The following is a 16,693-nucleotide window of genomic DNA, read 5'->3' on the forward strand; positions in this document are numbered from 1 at the left end:
CCTCTACTGGGCCTATATTAACCTCGGCAAGCTTGCAGGTTGGTACGATTCAAAACGTAATGGTCGAGTAGGATGGGAAAGATTATGGGAAGGATGGTTCATATTACAAACCATCCTGGAAGGTTACCTGCTTGTACAGTCTCTTGAGCTAGAGATGTGATCAAGAGACAGGATCATTGCGCCCTTTTTTATATACCTTTAACTGAGCTTTTCATCAATTTCCAGAGGGAAATCGGATAAGACAATGCCAGTATTATCTGCGTAGAGATAGTCACCAGAGAAGAATGTGACGCCACCAAAATTCACTCTGGTATCACTTTCTCCCACCCCTTCGCTATTGCAGCCAGCAGGAATAGCAGCCATTGCCTGAATTCCAATATCAAGCTCTGCGAGATAATCAACTTGACGCACTGCGCCATAGACAACAATGCCTTCCCACTCATTATTGACAGCGAGTTGGGCCAGTTCTGCATCAACGAGTGCCTTGCGTACTGATCCACCACCATCAACGAGCAAAATGCGATCATGTCCGTTTTCTTCAAGTAAATCATAAAGGAGGCCATTGTCCTCAAAACATTTCACTGTGATGATTTGACCACCAAATGAAGTACGCCCACCAAAGTTGGTGAAGATAGGCTCTACCACATTTATATCTTCTTGATAGATATCACAAAGTTCGGAAGTATCATATTTCATGGGATTTACGTCTGGTTTATGCAAGGAACGGACAGTATATCCTTTTAAAGCTAGTGTTGGCAAAACCATCAATCTTGAAACCTATGTGTAAAATTGATTCTTACTCGCTTAATTAAGTACCAATCCAATGGAAAACAGAATATTGGTCAATAACGCTGCTTTGACCATTTGTACCAATTTGGGACGCATACCTTCAGCGGTTGGATCACGCAGCACTTGCACCGTATGTTTTAACAGCAGAGGAAAAGCAAGCAGAAACAACCAACTAAACCAATTAGTTAGGTATAGGAGCGTGAAGGCGACAAGGCAGAACATGGCCGTTAGCAGAACGGCTGCATGGTAGTAGCGAGCCTTTTTTCCTCCTAATCGGACAGCCAACGTATTTTTACCGTTTTGGCGGTCACTTTCGATATCGCGTAGGTTATTAATGTTTAAGACTGCCACAGAAAGTAAGCCACTGGCAGTTGCGGGCAAAACGGTGCTTATGGAAAAAGTACCGGCTTGCAGATAGTAGGTACCAAGAACGCTCAAGTAGCCGAAGAAAATCAGAACAGAAATGTCTCCCAATCCCAGATAGCCATAAGGACGCGTACCCACGGTATAAGTGATAGCGGCGACAATCGCCAGTAATCCTAGGATCAAAAAGCCGATAATGTCGTTTGGGTTATTGCAGGCGACAGCAATCAGGGCACTGCCTGATAAACAAGAGAGTAGTACAGTGAGCTTCAAGGCATTTTTCATCTGCTTTGCGGTAATCAGGCCTTTTTGCATACCACGACTTGGACCAATGCGATTTTCTGTGTCACTGCCTTTGGTGACGTCACCATAATCGTTGGCGAGGTTAGAAAGAATTTGCAGCAGGGCCGCAGTTAATAAAGCCAGTAATGCGACAGGCCATTCGAAATGTCCGGTCCATGACGCAAGGGCTGAACCCGTTATGACGGCAGCAACGGCCAGCGGGAGCGTTTTTGGGCGCAAACTTTCCAGCCATGCCTGCATCTGACTGATAGACGTTGTTGAGCTCATATTGTCACTGTTTGTCATTATGATTGATGTAATAAATTTTATACCATCGAAAATAGCAAAACGGGAGGCTAAAAGCCCCCCATTTTGCCTAAGTACGACGAATTATTGGTTCTAATCAAACCAATAATATGACTGATTATAAAATAAACCGACTCAAATCTTCATCTGCAACCAGTTCGTCCAAGTGCTCTTTGACGTAATCGGCATTAATTTTGACAGTCTGCCCTTGACGCTCACTGGCGTTGAACGAGATGTCTTCCATCATACGCTCAAGCACGGTGTGCAAACGACGAGCGCCGATGTTTTCAGTGGTTTCATTAACTTGCCATGCTGATTCCGCAATTTTACGGATACCGTCAGCCGTGAATTCAATATTCATGCCTTCCGTTGCCATCAAAGCTTTGTACTGTTCAGTCAGTGAAGCATTTGGTTCGGTCAGGATACGTTCAAAGTCTTCGGTGGTCAGGGCTTGCAATTCAACACGAATTGGCAAGCGGCCTTGAAGTTCTGGGATCAGATCAGAAGGGCTGGCAACCTGGAATGCACCGGAGGCAATAAACAGGATATGATCAGTTTTGACCATGCCGTGTTTAGTCGAAACGGTGCAACCTTCGACAAGCGGCAGCAGATCGCGCTGGACACCTTCACGGGAAACATCTGGACCGGAAGTTTGACCGCGTTTACAAATCTTATCGATCTCATCAATGAAAACGATGCCGTGTTGTTCAACTGCATCAATTGCCTGCTGTTTCAGTTCTTCAGGATTGACCAGTTTTGCTGCTTCTTCTTCGACCAGCAACTTGAAGGCGTCTTTGATTTTCATCTTACGATTTTTTTGACGCTGGCCTGCCAGATTTTGGAACATGGATTGTAACTGATTCGTCATCTCTTCCATGCCCGGAGGTGCCATGATTTCAACCCCAACTGGAGCGGCCGAAACTTCAATTTCAATTTCTTTATCGTCTAACTGGCCCTCACGCAATTTCTTGCGGAATGCCTGACGGGTTGATGATGGCTCAGTTTGAGTTTCAGTCTGTCCCCAGTTATTTTTTGCTGGTGGCAGCAGGACATCCAGAATACGCTCTTCTGCTAATTCTTCTGCACGATAGCGGTTCTTCTCAATGGATTGCAGACGGACTATTTTTACTGCTACGTCAGTGAGATCACGAATGATGGAATCGACTTCTTTACCGACATAACCCACTTCGGTGAACTTAGTTGCTTCAACCTTGATAAAGGGAGCATTGGCCAGTTTTGCCAGACGACGGGCAATCTCGGTTTTACCAACACCGGTTGGGCCTATCATCAAAATATTTTTTGGCGTGACTTCATAACGCAGTGATTCATCTAACTGCATGCGACGCCAGCGGTTACGCAGGGCAATAGCAACAGCACGTTTTGCTTTGTCCTGGCCGATAATATGATTATTTAGTTCGCTGACAATTTCGCGAGGAGTCATTTCAGACATACTATCTATCCTTACGCTTTCGAAGGCAGTTCTTCGAAGTTGTGATTATGGTTGGTGTAGATGCAGATATCGCCAGCGATAGTTAAAGCGCGTTCTGCGATTTCTCTGGCGCCGAGTTCGGTTGTTTCCAGCATCGCGCGGGCAGCGGCCTGTGCGTATGAGCCACCGGAACCAATGGCGATAAGGTCATTCTCTGGCTGAATCACATCACCATTGCCTGTAATGATCAGAGAAGCATTTTCATCTGCGACAGCAAGCAGGGCTTCCAGCTTGCGTAGCATGCGATCCGTTCGCCAATCTTTGGCTAATTCAACGGCTGCTTTGGTCAGGTGCCCTTGATGCATTTCGAGTTTTCGTTCAAACAGCTCGAACAGCGTGAAAGCATCAGCAGTACCGCCGGCAAAACCCGCGATGACTTTGTCATTGTAAAGGCGGCGTACTTTGCGGACATTGCCTTTCATAACGGTATGACCCATTGTTGCTTGTCCATCACCACCGATGACGACTTTGCCATTACGGCGAACACTTACGATTGTAGTCACGAGTTAGCCCCTGGTTACAAAATAGAAGATGGTACACACGGAGCATTAATTTGTTATCCCACAATTGCTTGCGCACTGCTGATAAAAGCACCATGTGTATATTATTAGAGATTAAGATGGGGGAGCTTTCCGCTTTTTCAACCCCCGGCAGGACGGAGAATACAGCCAGGCACACCGGCCACTGCAACACGTTCGCGCATTTTCTCAGCACTGGTTTTATTTTTATAGGGGCCAAGTACAACACGGTTCCAATTGTCTTTCGTGGTAATCTGACTCTCAATGCCTGCAAAGGCAAGGCTGGCACGGACGGATTCCGCCTGTTCCATTGTGCGGAAAGAGCCGCATTGTAGCATCAATTTCGTCTCATTTACCTCAGACTTTGTGCTGGCTTGGGAAGAAGTGGAAGACCTTTTTTCCGGCACGGCGGCCGACTTTTGTTCTGGTGAATACTGTTGCTGCGCAGGAGGGGTGATCAACACACGTGAACGTGGGATCGGTTCACTGTTATAAGGCACCTCTTTTAATGAAATAGGCGGTTGGCGCATGTCTGCTTGTATTTGTTCAAGTAGCTGTTTCTGCTCAGACGTTAATTGAGGAAGTTGGTTGAGTGGTTTATTTACTGTTGTATCGCCTTCCTGGATGGAAGATTCATTCACAGGGCGATTTTCCAATTCCTTGATATAACTCCAGCGCTCTTCTGGTTTCGGTGGCAAGCCATGCCCCTTGGTTTGATGATGAGACTGTGAGGCATTTTGTGCACTTTCTTCCTGCTTATTTCTTTCCTGTTTATTATGTACGATGAAATAAAGCCCACCAATAAACATGACCACTAAGGCCACTGCAACGGCTAATGTAGTTTTGGGTAATCCTTGAGCCTGATTTTTTTTCTTACCAGTACTTTTCTGACGGGGATTGCTACGCCCGCGACTCACATAATCTCGTTGTGCCACTGTTTAATTCACTGAGTTATTTAAAAAATTAAAGAATAGGTAACTAATGTTACTTAAGCTGCCGTTATTTGCCTAGCTTTTAGGCGAACAAGTGCTCGCACGCATGATCAATTCTGCCTCCAATAATCTTGAACCTTTAGAAACCAAACGGCCTTGAAGCTGTTCCAGCAATAACAGAATGGAATGATATCCAATCTCATAACGGGGATGTTCCACCGTGGTCAAAGCTGGTTCGCAGTATTGAGCCAGATTTAAATTATCGAAACCGACAACAGAAAGATCTTCTGGTAATTTTAACCCCATTTTTTTAGCTTGCCACATTGCACCTATTGCCATGACATCACTATGGCAGAAAATAGCGCTTGGAGGCTCTGGTAAGGTAAGCAAAGTTTCCGCCAATATTGCTCCGCTTTCGTGGGTGAAATCACCGCGGATAATATATTCTTCGCGAATTTCTTCCCCTGTGCGCCGCAATGCCTGGATATAACCTTGCAAGCGATAATGGCACAGTGGCATGGTTTCCGGTCCGGTAATGCAGGCAATGCGTTTGTGTCCCAATTTTTGCAAATGATGAGTGGCATTGAAGGCGGCTGTCAGGTTATCAATATGGACCGTGGGGAGTTCCAGTTCTGGTGAGAATTCATTGGCCATCACCATGGGAGGTAGATTTTTGCGTTCTTCTTTGGAAACATCGAAAGGAACGTTAGAACCCAGTAGCACCATACCATCAATGCGTTTGGTGATCAGAAGATTGATAAACGCATGTTCTTGTTGCTTTTGATGCGTGCAATCACCAATCAGTACCAGGTAACCATGTTCAGTAGCGGTTTCTTCAATACCCCGAATGACCTCAGTAAAGAAAGGATCACTGATATTGGGTACAAGAACTAAGATGGTTCTGGATACATTACGCCGTAAATTTTTGGTCAGATTGTGAGGGTAATAACCTACTTCTAACACCGCATTTTCGACCCTCTGGCGTGTACGGGCAGAAACCTTGTCAGGATTCATTAATGTTCTTGATACAGTTGCGGTAGAAACACCAGCCACTTTGGCAACATCTTTCATGGTTACCAGCGCCGTGCACTTCTTTTTTTCCATAGTTCACTCCTCACTCTCTACAGGCAGCGAAACGATTGCTATCCGGCTGCTAAAAAACGCCAGTTTTGCCTGAGAAGGAAGTGCTGGCGGATTATTTTCTACAGTTATATTAATAAGTTCATTTTAAGCTGATTAACCGATCCATCTGTTACTTTGTTTGCATAAAAAGTGTGATATGCATCATTTCTTAGAGATGCTTCGCAAATTAAAGAAATAATTATCAACTTTCGCTGGGATCAACATCAATGTTCCATTTCACTTTACGTGCTTGTGGCAATGTAGTGATTTGAGGGTAAATTCCGGCCATCATTTTCTGGAGAAAAATGCGGGAAGGGTGTTGAATCATCAATTGCCAACGATAACGACCGCCACGTTTAGCCTGTAATGCGGGTACTGGCCCCATGAGCCATAAATGATTATCAGATTGTGCATAATGTTCAAACAGTTGACGCATTTGTTGCAAAAATGCGGGGGCTTGCTGATTATCGTGATCTTCTGCGCGGAGCAGGATATGGCTCACAAAAGGAGGCAGGTGAACTTGTTGACGCTCTTCCATCGTTTGCTGGGCAAAGGCATCGTAGCCTTTCTCCAACAATATTTGCAAAAGTGGATGCTCAGGATGGTGGGTTTGCAGGACAACTTCTCCCTGCTTTCCTGCTCGTCCTGCCCGACCGGAGACTTGGGTATAGAGTTGGGCAAAACGTTCGGCGGCCCGAAAATCAGCAGAAAACAGGGCACCATCGACATCCAGTAAGGCGACCAGCGTAACATCAGGGAAATGATGACCTTTCGCCAACATTTGCGTACCAATCAAGATGCGGGTTCCACCTTGGTGGACTTCGGCTAGTTGCTGTTCCAGCGCACCTTTGCGGCTGGTGGTATCACGGTCGATACGGGTAACCGGAATATTGGGAAACAGTTTTGTAATGCCATCTTCAAGTTGCTCAGTGCCTAAGCCAACGGGAATTAAGTTAGTGGTGCCACATTGCGGGCATTGGCGTGGGATTGGGCGCTGGCTGTCACAGTGATGGCAACGCAGGTGGCGATGATTTTGATGTAGAGTGTAATAGTGATCACAGCGTTGGCATTCTGCTATCCAGCCGCATTCGTGGCAGAGCAGGGCAGGAGAGTAACCACGACGGTTCAGAAATAGAATGACCTGATTGTCAGCTTTGAGATGTTCACCCATACGATTGATGAGCGGCTGGGATAATCCAACCGTCAATGGCAAGCCTTTCAGATCTAATAAATGCTGAGTGGCGACTTGGGCGTGGCCTGCCCGTTGAGTTAAGGTGAGTTGGCGATATTTCCCCTGTTGCACATTATATAGTGTTTCCAGTGCGGGGGTGGCAGAACCCATAATAATCGGAATCCCCTCTTTTTTCGCCCGGAATACCGCCAGATCGCGAGCATGATAGCGCCAGCCTTCTTGCTGTTTGTAAGAACTGTCATGTTCTTCATCAATAATAATGACACCCAGATGAGCAAAGGGGGTAAACAAAGCCGAACGTGTACCGATAACGATGGCATTTTCCCCTCTTTTCGCTCTCAGCCAAACTGTTAACCGTTCGCTGTCATTCAAGGCTGAATGCAGAACATCAATGGGAGCATTGAAACGTTCCCGAAACCGGCGGATAGTTTGTGGCGTCAAGCCAATTTCTGGCACTAAAATAAGGGCCTGTTTACCTTGTGCAAGAATGTTCTCCAGTATACTGAGATACACTTCTGTTTTACCCGAACCCGTGATCCCCGCCAGTAGCCACGGAGAAAAGGTTTGATCTTCTGCACGGATGGCGCCTATTGCGGTAGCTTGTTCTGTATTGAGCTTTAACCGTTCGCCGATAGTTTTAAAATGCTCACGCCAATTTTCCGTTTCTGGTTGGATGGGATGCAGGGCAATCAGTGATTTCTTTTTCAGTGATTGCAGTGCGCTTTCGCTTAACGCCAATTCAGCGACTTGGTGACGATAAACGGGGCGTTGGCGCAAAGCGGCCAACGCTTTTTGCTGTTTAGCGGAGCGCTTGAGTTGTGTAAGCGGGAGTTCGCGGCCTGCCTCAGTGACTTGCCATTGCCAGAGAGGGGAAAATTCTGCCGGTTTTCCCTGTCGTAGCAAGACAGGCAAAGCATGGAATAACACTTCGCCCAGCGGATAGTGATAATAGCTGACGGCCCACTGAAGCAATTGCCAGAGATCGTCAGGAAAAAGCGGTTGGACATCGAGAATCGTAGCAATAGACTTGAGCTGTTCAGGTGGAAATTCGCTGCTGTCTGCGATACCAGTGACAATACCTATCGCATTACGCTTACCAAAAGGCACGAGTACTCGAACTCCAATAGCTGGTAAAGGTAACTCTATAGGCAGTAGATAATCAAATGTGCGGGTTAGGGGGACAGGCAATGCAACCTGGACAACTGTCATAAGGCGATTTCCGGATAATTAATGACCAGATGAAAGAACGTATAAAAGAACATATAGCGATAAGGGTATCATAGCAAATCGGTAGATTTCATTGCGCAATAAACAGATATTCTGTATGATCCGCCGCCTTTGGTATAGAAATTACCGATACATATTTTTTATCAACACGACGTGTGGTGTCTGGCAGCAAAACAAGGCTGGATAGCGACACGGCCTGAACAGAGGTTTCCCATGAAACAAGGTATCCATCCTAAATACGAAGCAATTACTGCAACTTGCTCTTGCGGTAATGTCATCAAAATTAACTCTACTGTAGGTCATAATCTGAACCTGGACGTCTGTGGTGAATGCCACCCGTTCTACACTGGTAAGCAGCGTGATGTTGCGACTGGTGGTCGTGTTGATCGCTTTAACAAACGTTTCAGCGTTCCAGGTACTAAAAAGTAATGACTTTTTCCTGTCTGTTGTTCATACAGGCCGGAGAGTTAAAACAAAAACGCCCGATGTTTTGCATCGGGCGTTTTTGTTATCAATATTCCCATGTATCAGGATCAATGCCTCGCTCACGCATCATGGTTTTCGCTGCTTCCGGGATTTCATCATGGCGTTCTTTGCGTAAATCATTATCATTAGGCAGAGGCTGTCCGGTGAACGCATGGAGAAAAGCTTCACACAGCAATTCGCTGTTTGTTGCATGACGCAGATTGTTCACCTGACGGCGAGTGCGCTCATCAGTCAGGATTTTCAATACCTTTAGTGGGATTGAAACTGTAATTTTTTTGACCTGTTCACTTTTTTTGCCATGTTCAGCATAAGGGCTGACATACTCACCATTCCACTCAGCCATGAGATACCTTAAATAATTTTTGAATCAAGTAATTGAGATTAGAAATTGGAAGGAATTTCTGATCTGTTTTCATGTCGATAACGCAGTAGTCTAACATAATTAGCCTGTCGACTATATCGCCCCGCCTGCACTAATTTATAAAATATAACCAGAAGACATATAAAGTGTAATGACAGCCATGGAATTGTGGTATTAAACCGCAAAATAATTTGGATGTCTAGATGTATTGACGTCTATCTTTCCAGTCGTTATTCTTGCGTGACGCTAATAATAACGATTATGGGGAAAGGTTATGGGATGTAAGCAAGCGACAATTGCGGTTCACAGTGGTTCAAATGTTGATGAACAATATGGTTGTGTTGTTCCGCCTATCTATCTTTCCAGTACATACAACTTTACAGGTTTCAATGAGCCCAGAGCGCATGATTACTCGCGCCGTGGCAATCCTGGTCGTGATGTTGTCCAACAGGTGTTGTCCGAGCTGGAAGGAGGCGCGGGCGCAATCATGACTAGCAGTGGCATGTCAGCGATTCATCTGCTCTGTACCGTATTTCTGAAACCAGGGGATTTATTGGTGGCTCCTCATGATTGTTATGGCGGTAGTTATCGCCTGTTTGACAGTCTAAGCAAGCGTGGCGCATACAATGTGATTTTTGTTGATCAGTCAAATGAACAAGCGTTGAAACAGGCGTTAGCTAAAAACCCCAAACTGGTGCTAATTGAAACACCGAGTAATCCTTTGTTGCGGATCGTAGATATTCAATACATTTGTGGCTTGGCCCATGAAATTGGGGCATTGGCTGTGGTCGATAACACTTTCTTAAGCCCTGTACTGCAAAAGCCATTGGATTTAGGGGCAGATTTAGTCGTGCATTCTTGCACGAAATATTTGAATGGACATTCTGATCTGATTGCGGGAGCAATTATCGCTAAGGAGCCATCCATCGCGGAAGAGTTAGCTTGGTGGGCGAACAATATTGGTGTAACGGCTGCGGCCTTTGACAGTTATCTGCTACTGCGCGGCATTCGTACATTATCCGCCCGCGTGCTGCTCCAACAAAACAATGCTGTTGCCATTGCGGATTATTTGCAACAACAGCCCCAAGTGAAAAGGCTCTTCTATCCTGCGTTGAAGAATCATCCAGGGCATGAAATTGCCGTTAAACAACAGCAAGGTTTTGGGGCGATGCTAAGTTTCGAACTGGATGGAGATGAACAGGCCATGCGTCGTTTCTTATCTGCGTTAAAATTATTTACCTTGGCTGAATCTCTCGGTGGTGTGGAATCGTTGATTTCTCATACCACGACGATGACACACGCGGGAATGTCGGCAGAAGCAAGGGCTCAGGCAGGGATTACGGATTCGCTTCTTCGTGTCTCTGTGGGAATTGAAGATAGTCAGGATTTAATTGCTGATCTGGACAATGCGTTTCAGGCAGCGGCAACGAGGTAATCATGAGTACAAGGGCAACAGCGGGGACGGGATCTGGCCGTCAGTTACATAAATTTGGTGGTAGCAGCCTGGCTGATGTGAAATGTTATCAGCGGGTTGCTGAAATTATGGCGAACTACAGCCTGCCAGGTGATTTGATGGTGGTATCGGCCGCAGGGAGTACAACCAACCAATTGATTGATTGGCTTAAATTGAGCCAGAGTGACCGGATATCAGCCCATCAAATACAGCAGTCTTTGCGGCGTTACCAGCAAGAATTGATCCGTGGCTTGTTGCCCGAAACAGTTGCAGAAGAACTAAGTGCAATGTTTGTCGCTGATCTGGAAAGATTGAGCGTATTGTTGGATAAGCCTGTCACCGATATTACATACGCCGAAGTTGTCGGTCACGGGGAAATCTGGTCTGCACGTTTAATGGCAGCAGTGCTGGAAAATCAGGGTATCCCTAGCGCATGGCTGGATGCGCGTCAATTCCTGCGGGCAGAGCGCATTGCTCAGCCACAAGTTGATGTCAGTTTATCTCAACCTCTGCTTAGCCAATTACTGATCCAAAACCCCAATAAGCGTTTAGTGGTTACCGGTTTTATTTCCAGTAACCAGAAAGGGGAAACGGTATTATTGGGGCGCAATGGCAGCGACTATTCTGCTACCCAAGTTGGCGCTTTGGCGGGAGCCCAAAAAGTCACAATTTGGAGTGACGTAGCGGGAGTTTACAGTGCCGATCCGCGTAAAGTTAAAGATGCCTGTTTGTTGCCATTGCTGCGTTTGGACGAAGCCAGTGAGTTGGCACGTTTGGCCGCGCCTGTTCTCCATACCCGAACATTGCAGCCGGTTTCTCTCAGCGATATTGATCTACAACTGCGTTGCAGTTACCAGCCTGAACAGGGTTCCACTCGGATTGAACGGGTGCTGGCAACGGGGACAGGGGCAAAAATTGTCACCAGCCATGATGATGTCTGCCTGATTGAATTGCATGTTTCTTCAGCCCACGATTTCAAGCAAATCTATAAAGACATTGATTCTTTGTTGAAACGCGCCCAAATCCGGCCATTGGCAACAGGGCTGCACGCAGATTGCAACCTGATCCAACTTTGCTATACCTCTGAGATTGTGAATAGCGCCCTTGATGTTTTGCAGGATGCTTCCTTACCCGGCAAACTTTCTTTGCGTGAAGGTTTAGCGCTGGTGGCATTAGTGGGGGCGGGTGTATGCAAGAATCCACTGCATAGCCATCGTTTTTATCAACAATTAAAAGATCAGCCAGTTGAATTTATCTGGCATGCAGAAGATGACATTAGTTTGGTTGCTGTACTGCGTTTGAATCAGACATCACATTTAATTCAGGGATTACACCAAAGTCTGTTCAGGGCAGAAAAACGTATCGGTTTAGTGTTGTTTGGTAAAGGGAATATTGGTTCTCGTTGGCTGGAGCTGTTTGCCCGTGAACAGAAGAACATTTCTGCTCGCAGTGGATTTGAATTTATCCTTGCGGGTGTCGTCGATAGTCGGCGGAGTTTGTTGAATTATCAGGGCATTGATGCCAGTCGGACATTGGCCTTCTTTGATGATGAAGCGGCTGAACATGAAGAAGATGCTCTGTTTTTATGGATGCGGGCACATCCTTATGATGATTTGGTTGTACTGGATGTCACGGCAAGTGAAGAATTGGCCAAAGAGTATATCTATTTTGCCAGTTATGGATTCCACGTTATCAGTGCCAACAAAGTCGCCGGCTCTTCCGACAGTAATACCTATCGTATGATCCGCGATGCCTTTGCAAAAACGGGGCGCCATTGGTTATACAACGCCACAGTGGGTGCAGGGCTGCCGATTAATTATTCCGTCAGGGATCTGCGGGAGAGTGGTGATACCATTTTGTCCATCAGTGGCGTTTTTTCCGGCACATTATCCTGGCTGTTTTTGCAGTTTGATGGTTCTGTACCTTTCAGTGAATTAGTTGAACAAGCATGGCAACAAGGGTTGACGGAACCTGATCCGCGTATTGACCTTTCTGGTCAGGATGTGATGCGTAAATTGGTTATTCTGGCGCGCGAAGCGGGTTATGAGATAGAGCCTGATCATGTGCGGGTTGAATCTTTGGTGCCGGTAGAGGCTCGAAGCGGTTCTATCGAAGAGTTCTTTGAAAACAGTGCCGCCATTAATGAGCAAATGCAGCAACGATTGGAAGCGGCACAGGAAATGGGCCTGGTACTACGGTATGTCGCTCGTTTTGATGCCAGTGGTAAGGCAAAAGTGGGTGTGGAAGCGGTGCGTGGTGATCATCCATTGGCTTCACTACTGCCGGCGGATAATGTTTTTGCGATAGAAAGTCGTTGGTATCGTGATAATCCGTTAGTAATCCGTGGGCCTGGTGCGGGACGAGATGTCACCGCGGGAGCAATCCAATCGGATTTAAATCGTCTGTCACAACTTCTGTAACCTATCTCTCGGTAGGAGAGATATTGAGCAATCAGGCTTTAAAATTCGCCCAAGTTGTTTGTTTTCTGATATGAATATAAACAGAAAAACATGCTCTACAGCAAAACAAGGCCAGGAACCACATGAATCAACAATATTCCGCAATGCGAAGTAATGTCAGTATGCTCGGTAAGTTGCTGGGCGATACAATTAAAGAAGCTTTGGGAGAAGATATTCTTGATAAAGTTGAAACGATCAGGAAGTTATCTAAATCATCCCGTGCAGGTAACGAAACCCACCGTCAGCAGCTTTTATCGACGTTAGAAAATTTATCCAATGATGAATTATTGCCTGTGGCCCGTGCGTTTAACCAGTTTTTAAATCTGGCTAACGTTGCCGAACAATATCACAGCATTTCGCCACACGGCGAAGCGGCAAGTAATCCGGTCGCGCTGGCAGCGCTGTTCAACCGGCTCAAAGACAAGCAATTCAGCAATGATGATCTGATCAAAGCGGTCAATGAACTGGCGATTGAACTGGTTCTGACCGCTCATCCGACAGAAATTGCCCGCCGTACCCTGATTCATAAGTTGGTTGAAGTTAATGGCTGTCTGGCACAGCTTGATCATGACGATTTGGCCGATTATGAACGTAATAACATCATCCGCCGATTGCGTCAGTTGATTGCCCAATCATGGCATACTGATGAAATCCGTAAAAATCGTCCCACCCCAATTGATGAAGCAAAATGGGGTTTTGCTGTGGTTGAAAACAGCTTGTGGGAAGGTGTGCCGGCATTCCTGCGTGAATTCAATGAACAACTGGAAGAATCCATTGGTTATAGTTTGCCGGTGGAAGCTGTACCAGTACGTTTCACCTCTTGGATGGGAGGCGATCGTGATGGTAATCCTAACGTTACCGCCGAGATTACCCGTCATGTCTTATTGCTGAGCCGTTGGAAAGCCGCCGATCTGTTCCTGAAAGATATTCAGGTTTTAGTTTCTGAGCTTTCCATGTCGGAATGTACGCCTGAACTTCGCCAACTGGCCGGAGGTGAGCATGTTTTGGAGCCTTACCGTGAAATTGCCAAACAATTGCGCACGCAATTAAGTAACACACTGGCTTATCTGGAAAAACGTCTTAAAGGCGAGCAAACTTTACCACCTGCAGATCTACTTTTGCATAACGAACAGTTATGGCAACCACTCTATGCTTGTTATCAATCTCTGAAAGCTTGCGGGATGGAAATTATCGCAAACGGCCAATTGCTGGATACCTTGCGCCGCATTCGTTGCTTTGGTTTGTCTTTGGTACGTATTGATATCCGTCAGGAAAGTACCCGCCATCGCGATGCGATTGCCGAACTGACGCAATATCTGGAAATGGGAGACTATGCGAGCTGGCCTGAAGCCGAAAAGCAGGCATTTCTGCTGAGAGAGTTGCAATCAAAACGTCCTCTGATCCCACGTGATTGGCAGCCGAGCGCAGAAACGCAAGAAGTTTTCGATACCTGCAAGGTTATTGCTGAATCACCCCAAGATTCGATTGCAGCTTATGTTATTTCCATGGCGAAAGTTCCTTCTGATGTCTTGGCGGTGAAGTTATTGTTGAAAGAGGCGGGATGTCCATTGTCATTGCCTGTTGCGCCGTTGTTCGAAACCCTTGATGACTTGAATAATGCAGAAGGTGTGATTGAAAAACTGTTAGGGATTGGGTGGTATCGCGATCTGATTAAGGATAAGCAGATGGTGATGATTGGTTACTCTGATTCAGCCAAAGATGCAGGGGTGATGGCAGCGTCGTGGGCACAATATCGGGCACAGGATGCATTAATCAAGGTGTGTGAAAAAGAAGGCGTGACACTCACTCTGTTCCACGGACGTGGTGGCACCATTGGCCGCGGTGGCGCTCCTGCCCATTCGGCTTTGCTCTCCCAACCGCCGGGTAGTCTGAAAGGCGGGTTTCGGGTAACGGAACAGGGAGAAATGATCCGTTTTAAATTTGGTTTGCCGCAGGTCACGATAAGCAGTTTGGCCTTGTACGCCAGCGCGATTCTGGAAGCAAACTTATTGCCGCCACCAGAGCCGAAACCGGAATGGCAGCAGATTATGGATACACTCTCTGATGTTTCCTGTGACATGTATCGTGATTATGTCCGTGAGCAACCGGAATTTGTGCCTTATTTTCGCGCAGCGACGCCAGAGCAAGAATTGGCAAAACTGCCTTTGGGTTCGCGGCCAGCTAAACGACGCCCGACAGGGGGAGTTGAAAGTTTGCGCGCGATCCCGTGGATATTTGCCTGGACGCAAAACCGTTTGATGTTACCGGCATGGTTAGGCGCGGGTGCGGCGCTGCAACGGGTGATCGATGCCGGTAACTTGTCAGTTTTAACGGATATGTGTCGTGATTGGCCATTCTTCAATACGCGTATTGCCATGTTGGAGATGGTGTTTGCTAAAGCAGATCTGTGGTTAGCAGAATATTACGATCAGCGTTTGGCAGAACCTAAGTTGTGGCCCTTAGGCGTCAAATTGCGTAATCAACTTGCAGAGGATATCGAAACGGTATTGACTATTTCGCAGGATGAACAATTAATGGCAGATTTGCCGTGGATCGCTGAATCTATCGCTTTGCGTAACGTGTATACCGATCCGTTGAACGTACTACAGGTCGAATTATTACAGCGTTCTCGTCAGCAGGAAAATCCTGATCCGCATCTTGAACAAGCGCTGATGGTGACGATTGCTGGCGTTGCGGCAGGAATGCGTAATACAGGATAGCGTTTAAATATTTTTTTAATCATAGAAGCCGAATGGGAAACTGTTCGGCTTTTTGGTGTTAGCAAGGGCGCACTCCCAGTGTATGGCAGATGGCATAACTCAATTCTGCCCGATTCAGGGTATAAAAATGAAAATCTTTCACGCCTTCACGACTGAGAATTTTCACCATGTCCATTGCAATAGATGCACCGACTAAATTGCGACTTTCCGGATCATCATCTAACCCTTCAAACATTCTGGTCATCCAGCTTGGGATCCTAACGTTAGTCATGGCGGCAAATCGTTGCAATTGACGGAAGTTAGAAACAGGTAAGATCCCCGGTACAATTTCCACGTCAATCCCTGTTGCGACGCAACGATCACGAAAACGCAGGTAACTTTCCACATCAAAAAAGAATTGGGTAATGGCGCGATTGGCTCCGGCATCAATTTTACGTTTTAAATTGATCAAATCTGCCTGTGCACTTTTCGCTTCTGGATGCACTTCTGGATAAGCGGCAACAGAGATATCAAAATCCGCTTCTTTTTTTAATAGCTCAACTAAATCAGCACCATACATTTCTGGTTTGCAACCGTTAGTCGGTAAATCACCACGTAATGCCACAATATGACGAATGCCGTTTTGCCAATAATCATGAGCAATGCTGCTCAGTTCTTCACGGCTGGCATCAATACAAGTCAGGTGTGGGGCTGCATCAAGGCCGGTTTTTTCTTTAATGCCCTTGATAATGCTATGGGTGCGATCACGTTCGCCAGAGTTAGCACCATAGGTGACGGATACAAATTTAGGTTTCAGCTTGCTCAAGCGATCAATAGATTTCCACAGGGTTTGTTCCATCTCAGCCGTTCTGGGTGGAAAGAATTCAAAGGAAACACGAATTTGCCCTTCAAGTTCAGCCAGATTCTGGTTCAGCGCTTCTCGCTGATTAGCGTGAAAAAAACTCATACCCTGTGCCCTCATGAACATGTTTTTAGATGTTTAAGTGTTTAAATG

Annotated in this window: 13 protein-coding genes and 1 pseudogene; 5 read left to right on the forward strand and 9 right to left on the reverse strand. The window is 46.3% G+C overall.

Annotated features, from left to right (window positions below; all coding sequences use genetic code 11):
• A pseudogene (locus IQ211_RS09290) lies at positions 1-160 on the forward strand (IS4 family transposase); the annotation flags it as partial.
• Positions 161-198: 38 nt separating this feature from the next.
• Here IQ211_RS09290 and rraA read toward each other — a convergent pair.
• From rraA to priA, 7 genes are all read right to left on the reverse strand, one after another.
• Positions 199-696 (reverse strand): ribonuclease E activity regulator RraA, encoded by a 498-nt coding sequence (gene rraA / locus IQ211_RS09295; RefSeq protein ID WP_189760017.1) that lies wholly within the window; start codon positions 694-696, stop codon positions 199-201.
• A gap of 108 nt (positions 697-804) precedes the next feature.
• Positions 805-1,722: a 1,4-dihydroxy-2-naphthoate polyprenyltransferase gene (locus tag IQ211_RS09300; protein ID WP_189760015.1), complete on the reverse strand. Its 918-nt coding sequence runs from the start codon at positions 1,720-1,722 to the stop codon at positions 805-807.
• A gap of 136 nt (positions 1,723-1,858) precedes the next feature.
• Entirely contained in the window at positions 1,859-3,190 is a 1,332-nt protein-coding gene (hslU, locus tag IQ211_RS09305; RefSeq protein WP_189760014.1) for an HslU--HslV peptidase ATPase subunit, read from the reverse strand.
• Positions 3,191-3,201: 11 nt separating this feature from the next.
• Positions 3,202-3,732, reverse strand: coding sequence for an ATP-dependent protease subunit HslV (gene hslV, locus IQ211_RS09310; protein ID WP_092520260.1), 531 nt, complete (start codon positions 3,730-3,732; stop codon positions 3,202-3,204).
• 137 nt (positions 3,733-3,869) lie between these two features.
• The gene (gene ftsN, locus IQ211_RS09315; protein ID WP_189760013.1) at positions 3,870-4,682 is read right to left on the reverse strand and encodes a cell division protein FtsN; all 813 of its coding nucleotides are present in this window, start codon (positions 4,680-4,682) and stop codon (positions 3,870-3,872) included.
• A gap of 72 nt (positions 4,683-4,754) precedes the next feature.
• Positions 4,755-5,783, reverse strand: a complete 1,029-nt coding sequence (cytR, locus tag IQ211_RS09320) for a DNA-binding transcriptional regulator CytR (protein ID WP_189760012.1) — start codon at positions 5,781-5,783, stop codon at positions 4,755-4,757.
• Positions 5,784-6,003: 220 nt separating this feature from the next.
• Positions 6,004-8,202 (reverse strand): primosomal protein N', encoded by a 2,199-nt coding sequence (gene priA / locus IQ211_RS09325; RefSeq protein ID WP_189760011.1) that lies wholly within the window; start codon positions 8,200-8,202, stop codon positions 6,004-6,006.
• Between the two features lie 231 nt (positions 8,203-8,433).
• Here priA and rpmE point away from each other — a divergent pair, with 231 nt between their 5' ends.
• Positions 8,434-8,649: a 50S ribosomal protein L31 gene (rpmE, locus tag IQ211_RS09330; protein WP_189760010.1), complete on the forward strand. Its 216-nt coding sequence runs from the start codon at positions 8,434-8,436 to the stop codon at positions 8,647-8,649.
• Positions 8,650-8,731: 82 nt separating this feature from the next.
• On the opposite strand, the gene metJ is transcribed toward rpmE, so the two are convergent.
• A complete protein-coding gene (gene metJ, locus IQ211_RS09335) occupies positions 8,732-9,049 on the reverse strand; it encodes a met regulon transcriptional regulator MetJ (protein WP_189760009.1) in 318 nt (105 codons plus the stop codon).
• A 292-nt stretch (positions 9,050-9,341) separates the two neighbouring features.
• Between metJ and metB the strand changes: the two genes are divergently transcribed.
• The 3 genes from metB to ppc all read left to right on the forward strand — a co-directional run bounded on the left by metB (position 9,342) and on the right by ppc (position 15,699).
• On the forward strand, positions 9,342-10,502 hold the full coding sequence (metB, locus tag IQ211_RS09340) for a cystathionine gamma-synthase (protein WP_189760008.1): 1,161 nt from the start codon (positions 9,342-9,344) through the stop codon (positions 10,500-10,502).
• Positions 10,503-10,504: 2 nt separating this feature from the next.
• Entirely contained in the window at positions 10,505-12,940 is a 2,436-nt protein-coding gene (locus IQ211_RS09345; RefSeq protein ID WP_189760007.1) for a bifunctional aspartate kinase/homoserine dehydrogenase II, read from the forward strand.
• Between the two features lie 122 nt (positions 12,941-13,062).
• Positions 13,063-15,699, forward strand: a complete 2,637-nt coding sequence (gene ppc, locus IQ211_RS09350; protein WP_189760006.1) for a phosphoenolpyruvate carboxylase — start codon at positions 13,063-13,065, stop codon at positions 15,697-15,699.
• Positions 15,700-15,757: 58 nt separating this feature from the next.
• On the opposite strand, the gene metF is transcribed toward ppc, so the two are convergent.
• The gene (gene metF / locus IQ211_RS09355; RefSeq protein WP_189760005.1) at positions 15,758-16,645 is read right to left on the reverse strand and encodes a methylenetetrahydrofolate reductase; all 888 of its coding nucleotides are present in this window, start codon (positions 16,643-16,645) and stop codon (positions 15,758-15,760) included.
• Positions 16,646-16,693: the final 48 nt, after the last annotated feature.

It is taken from the genome of Xenorhabdus griffiniae (genome assembly GCF_015163655.1).
GTDB lineage: Bacteria > Pseudomonadota > Gammaproteobacteria > Enterobacterales > Enterobacteriaceae > Xenorhabdus > Xenorhabdus griffiniae.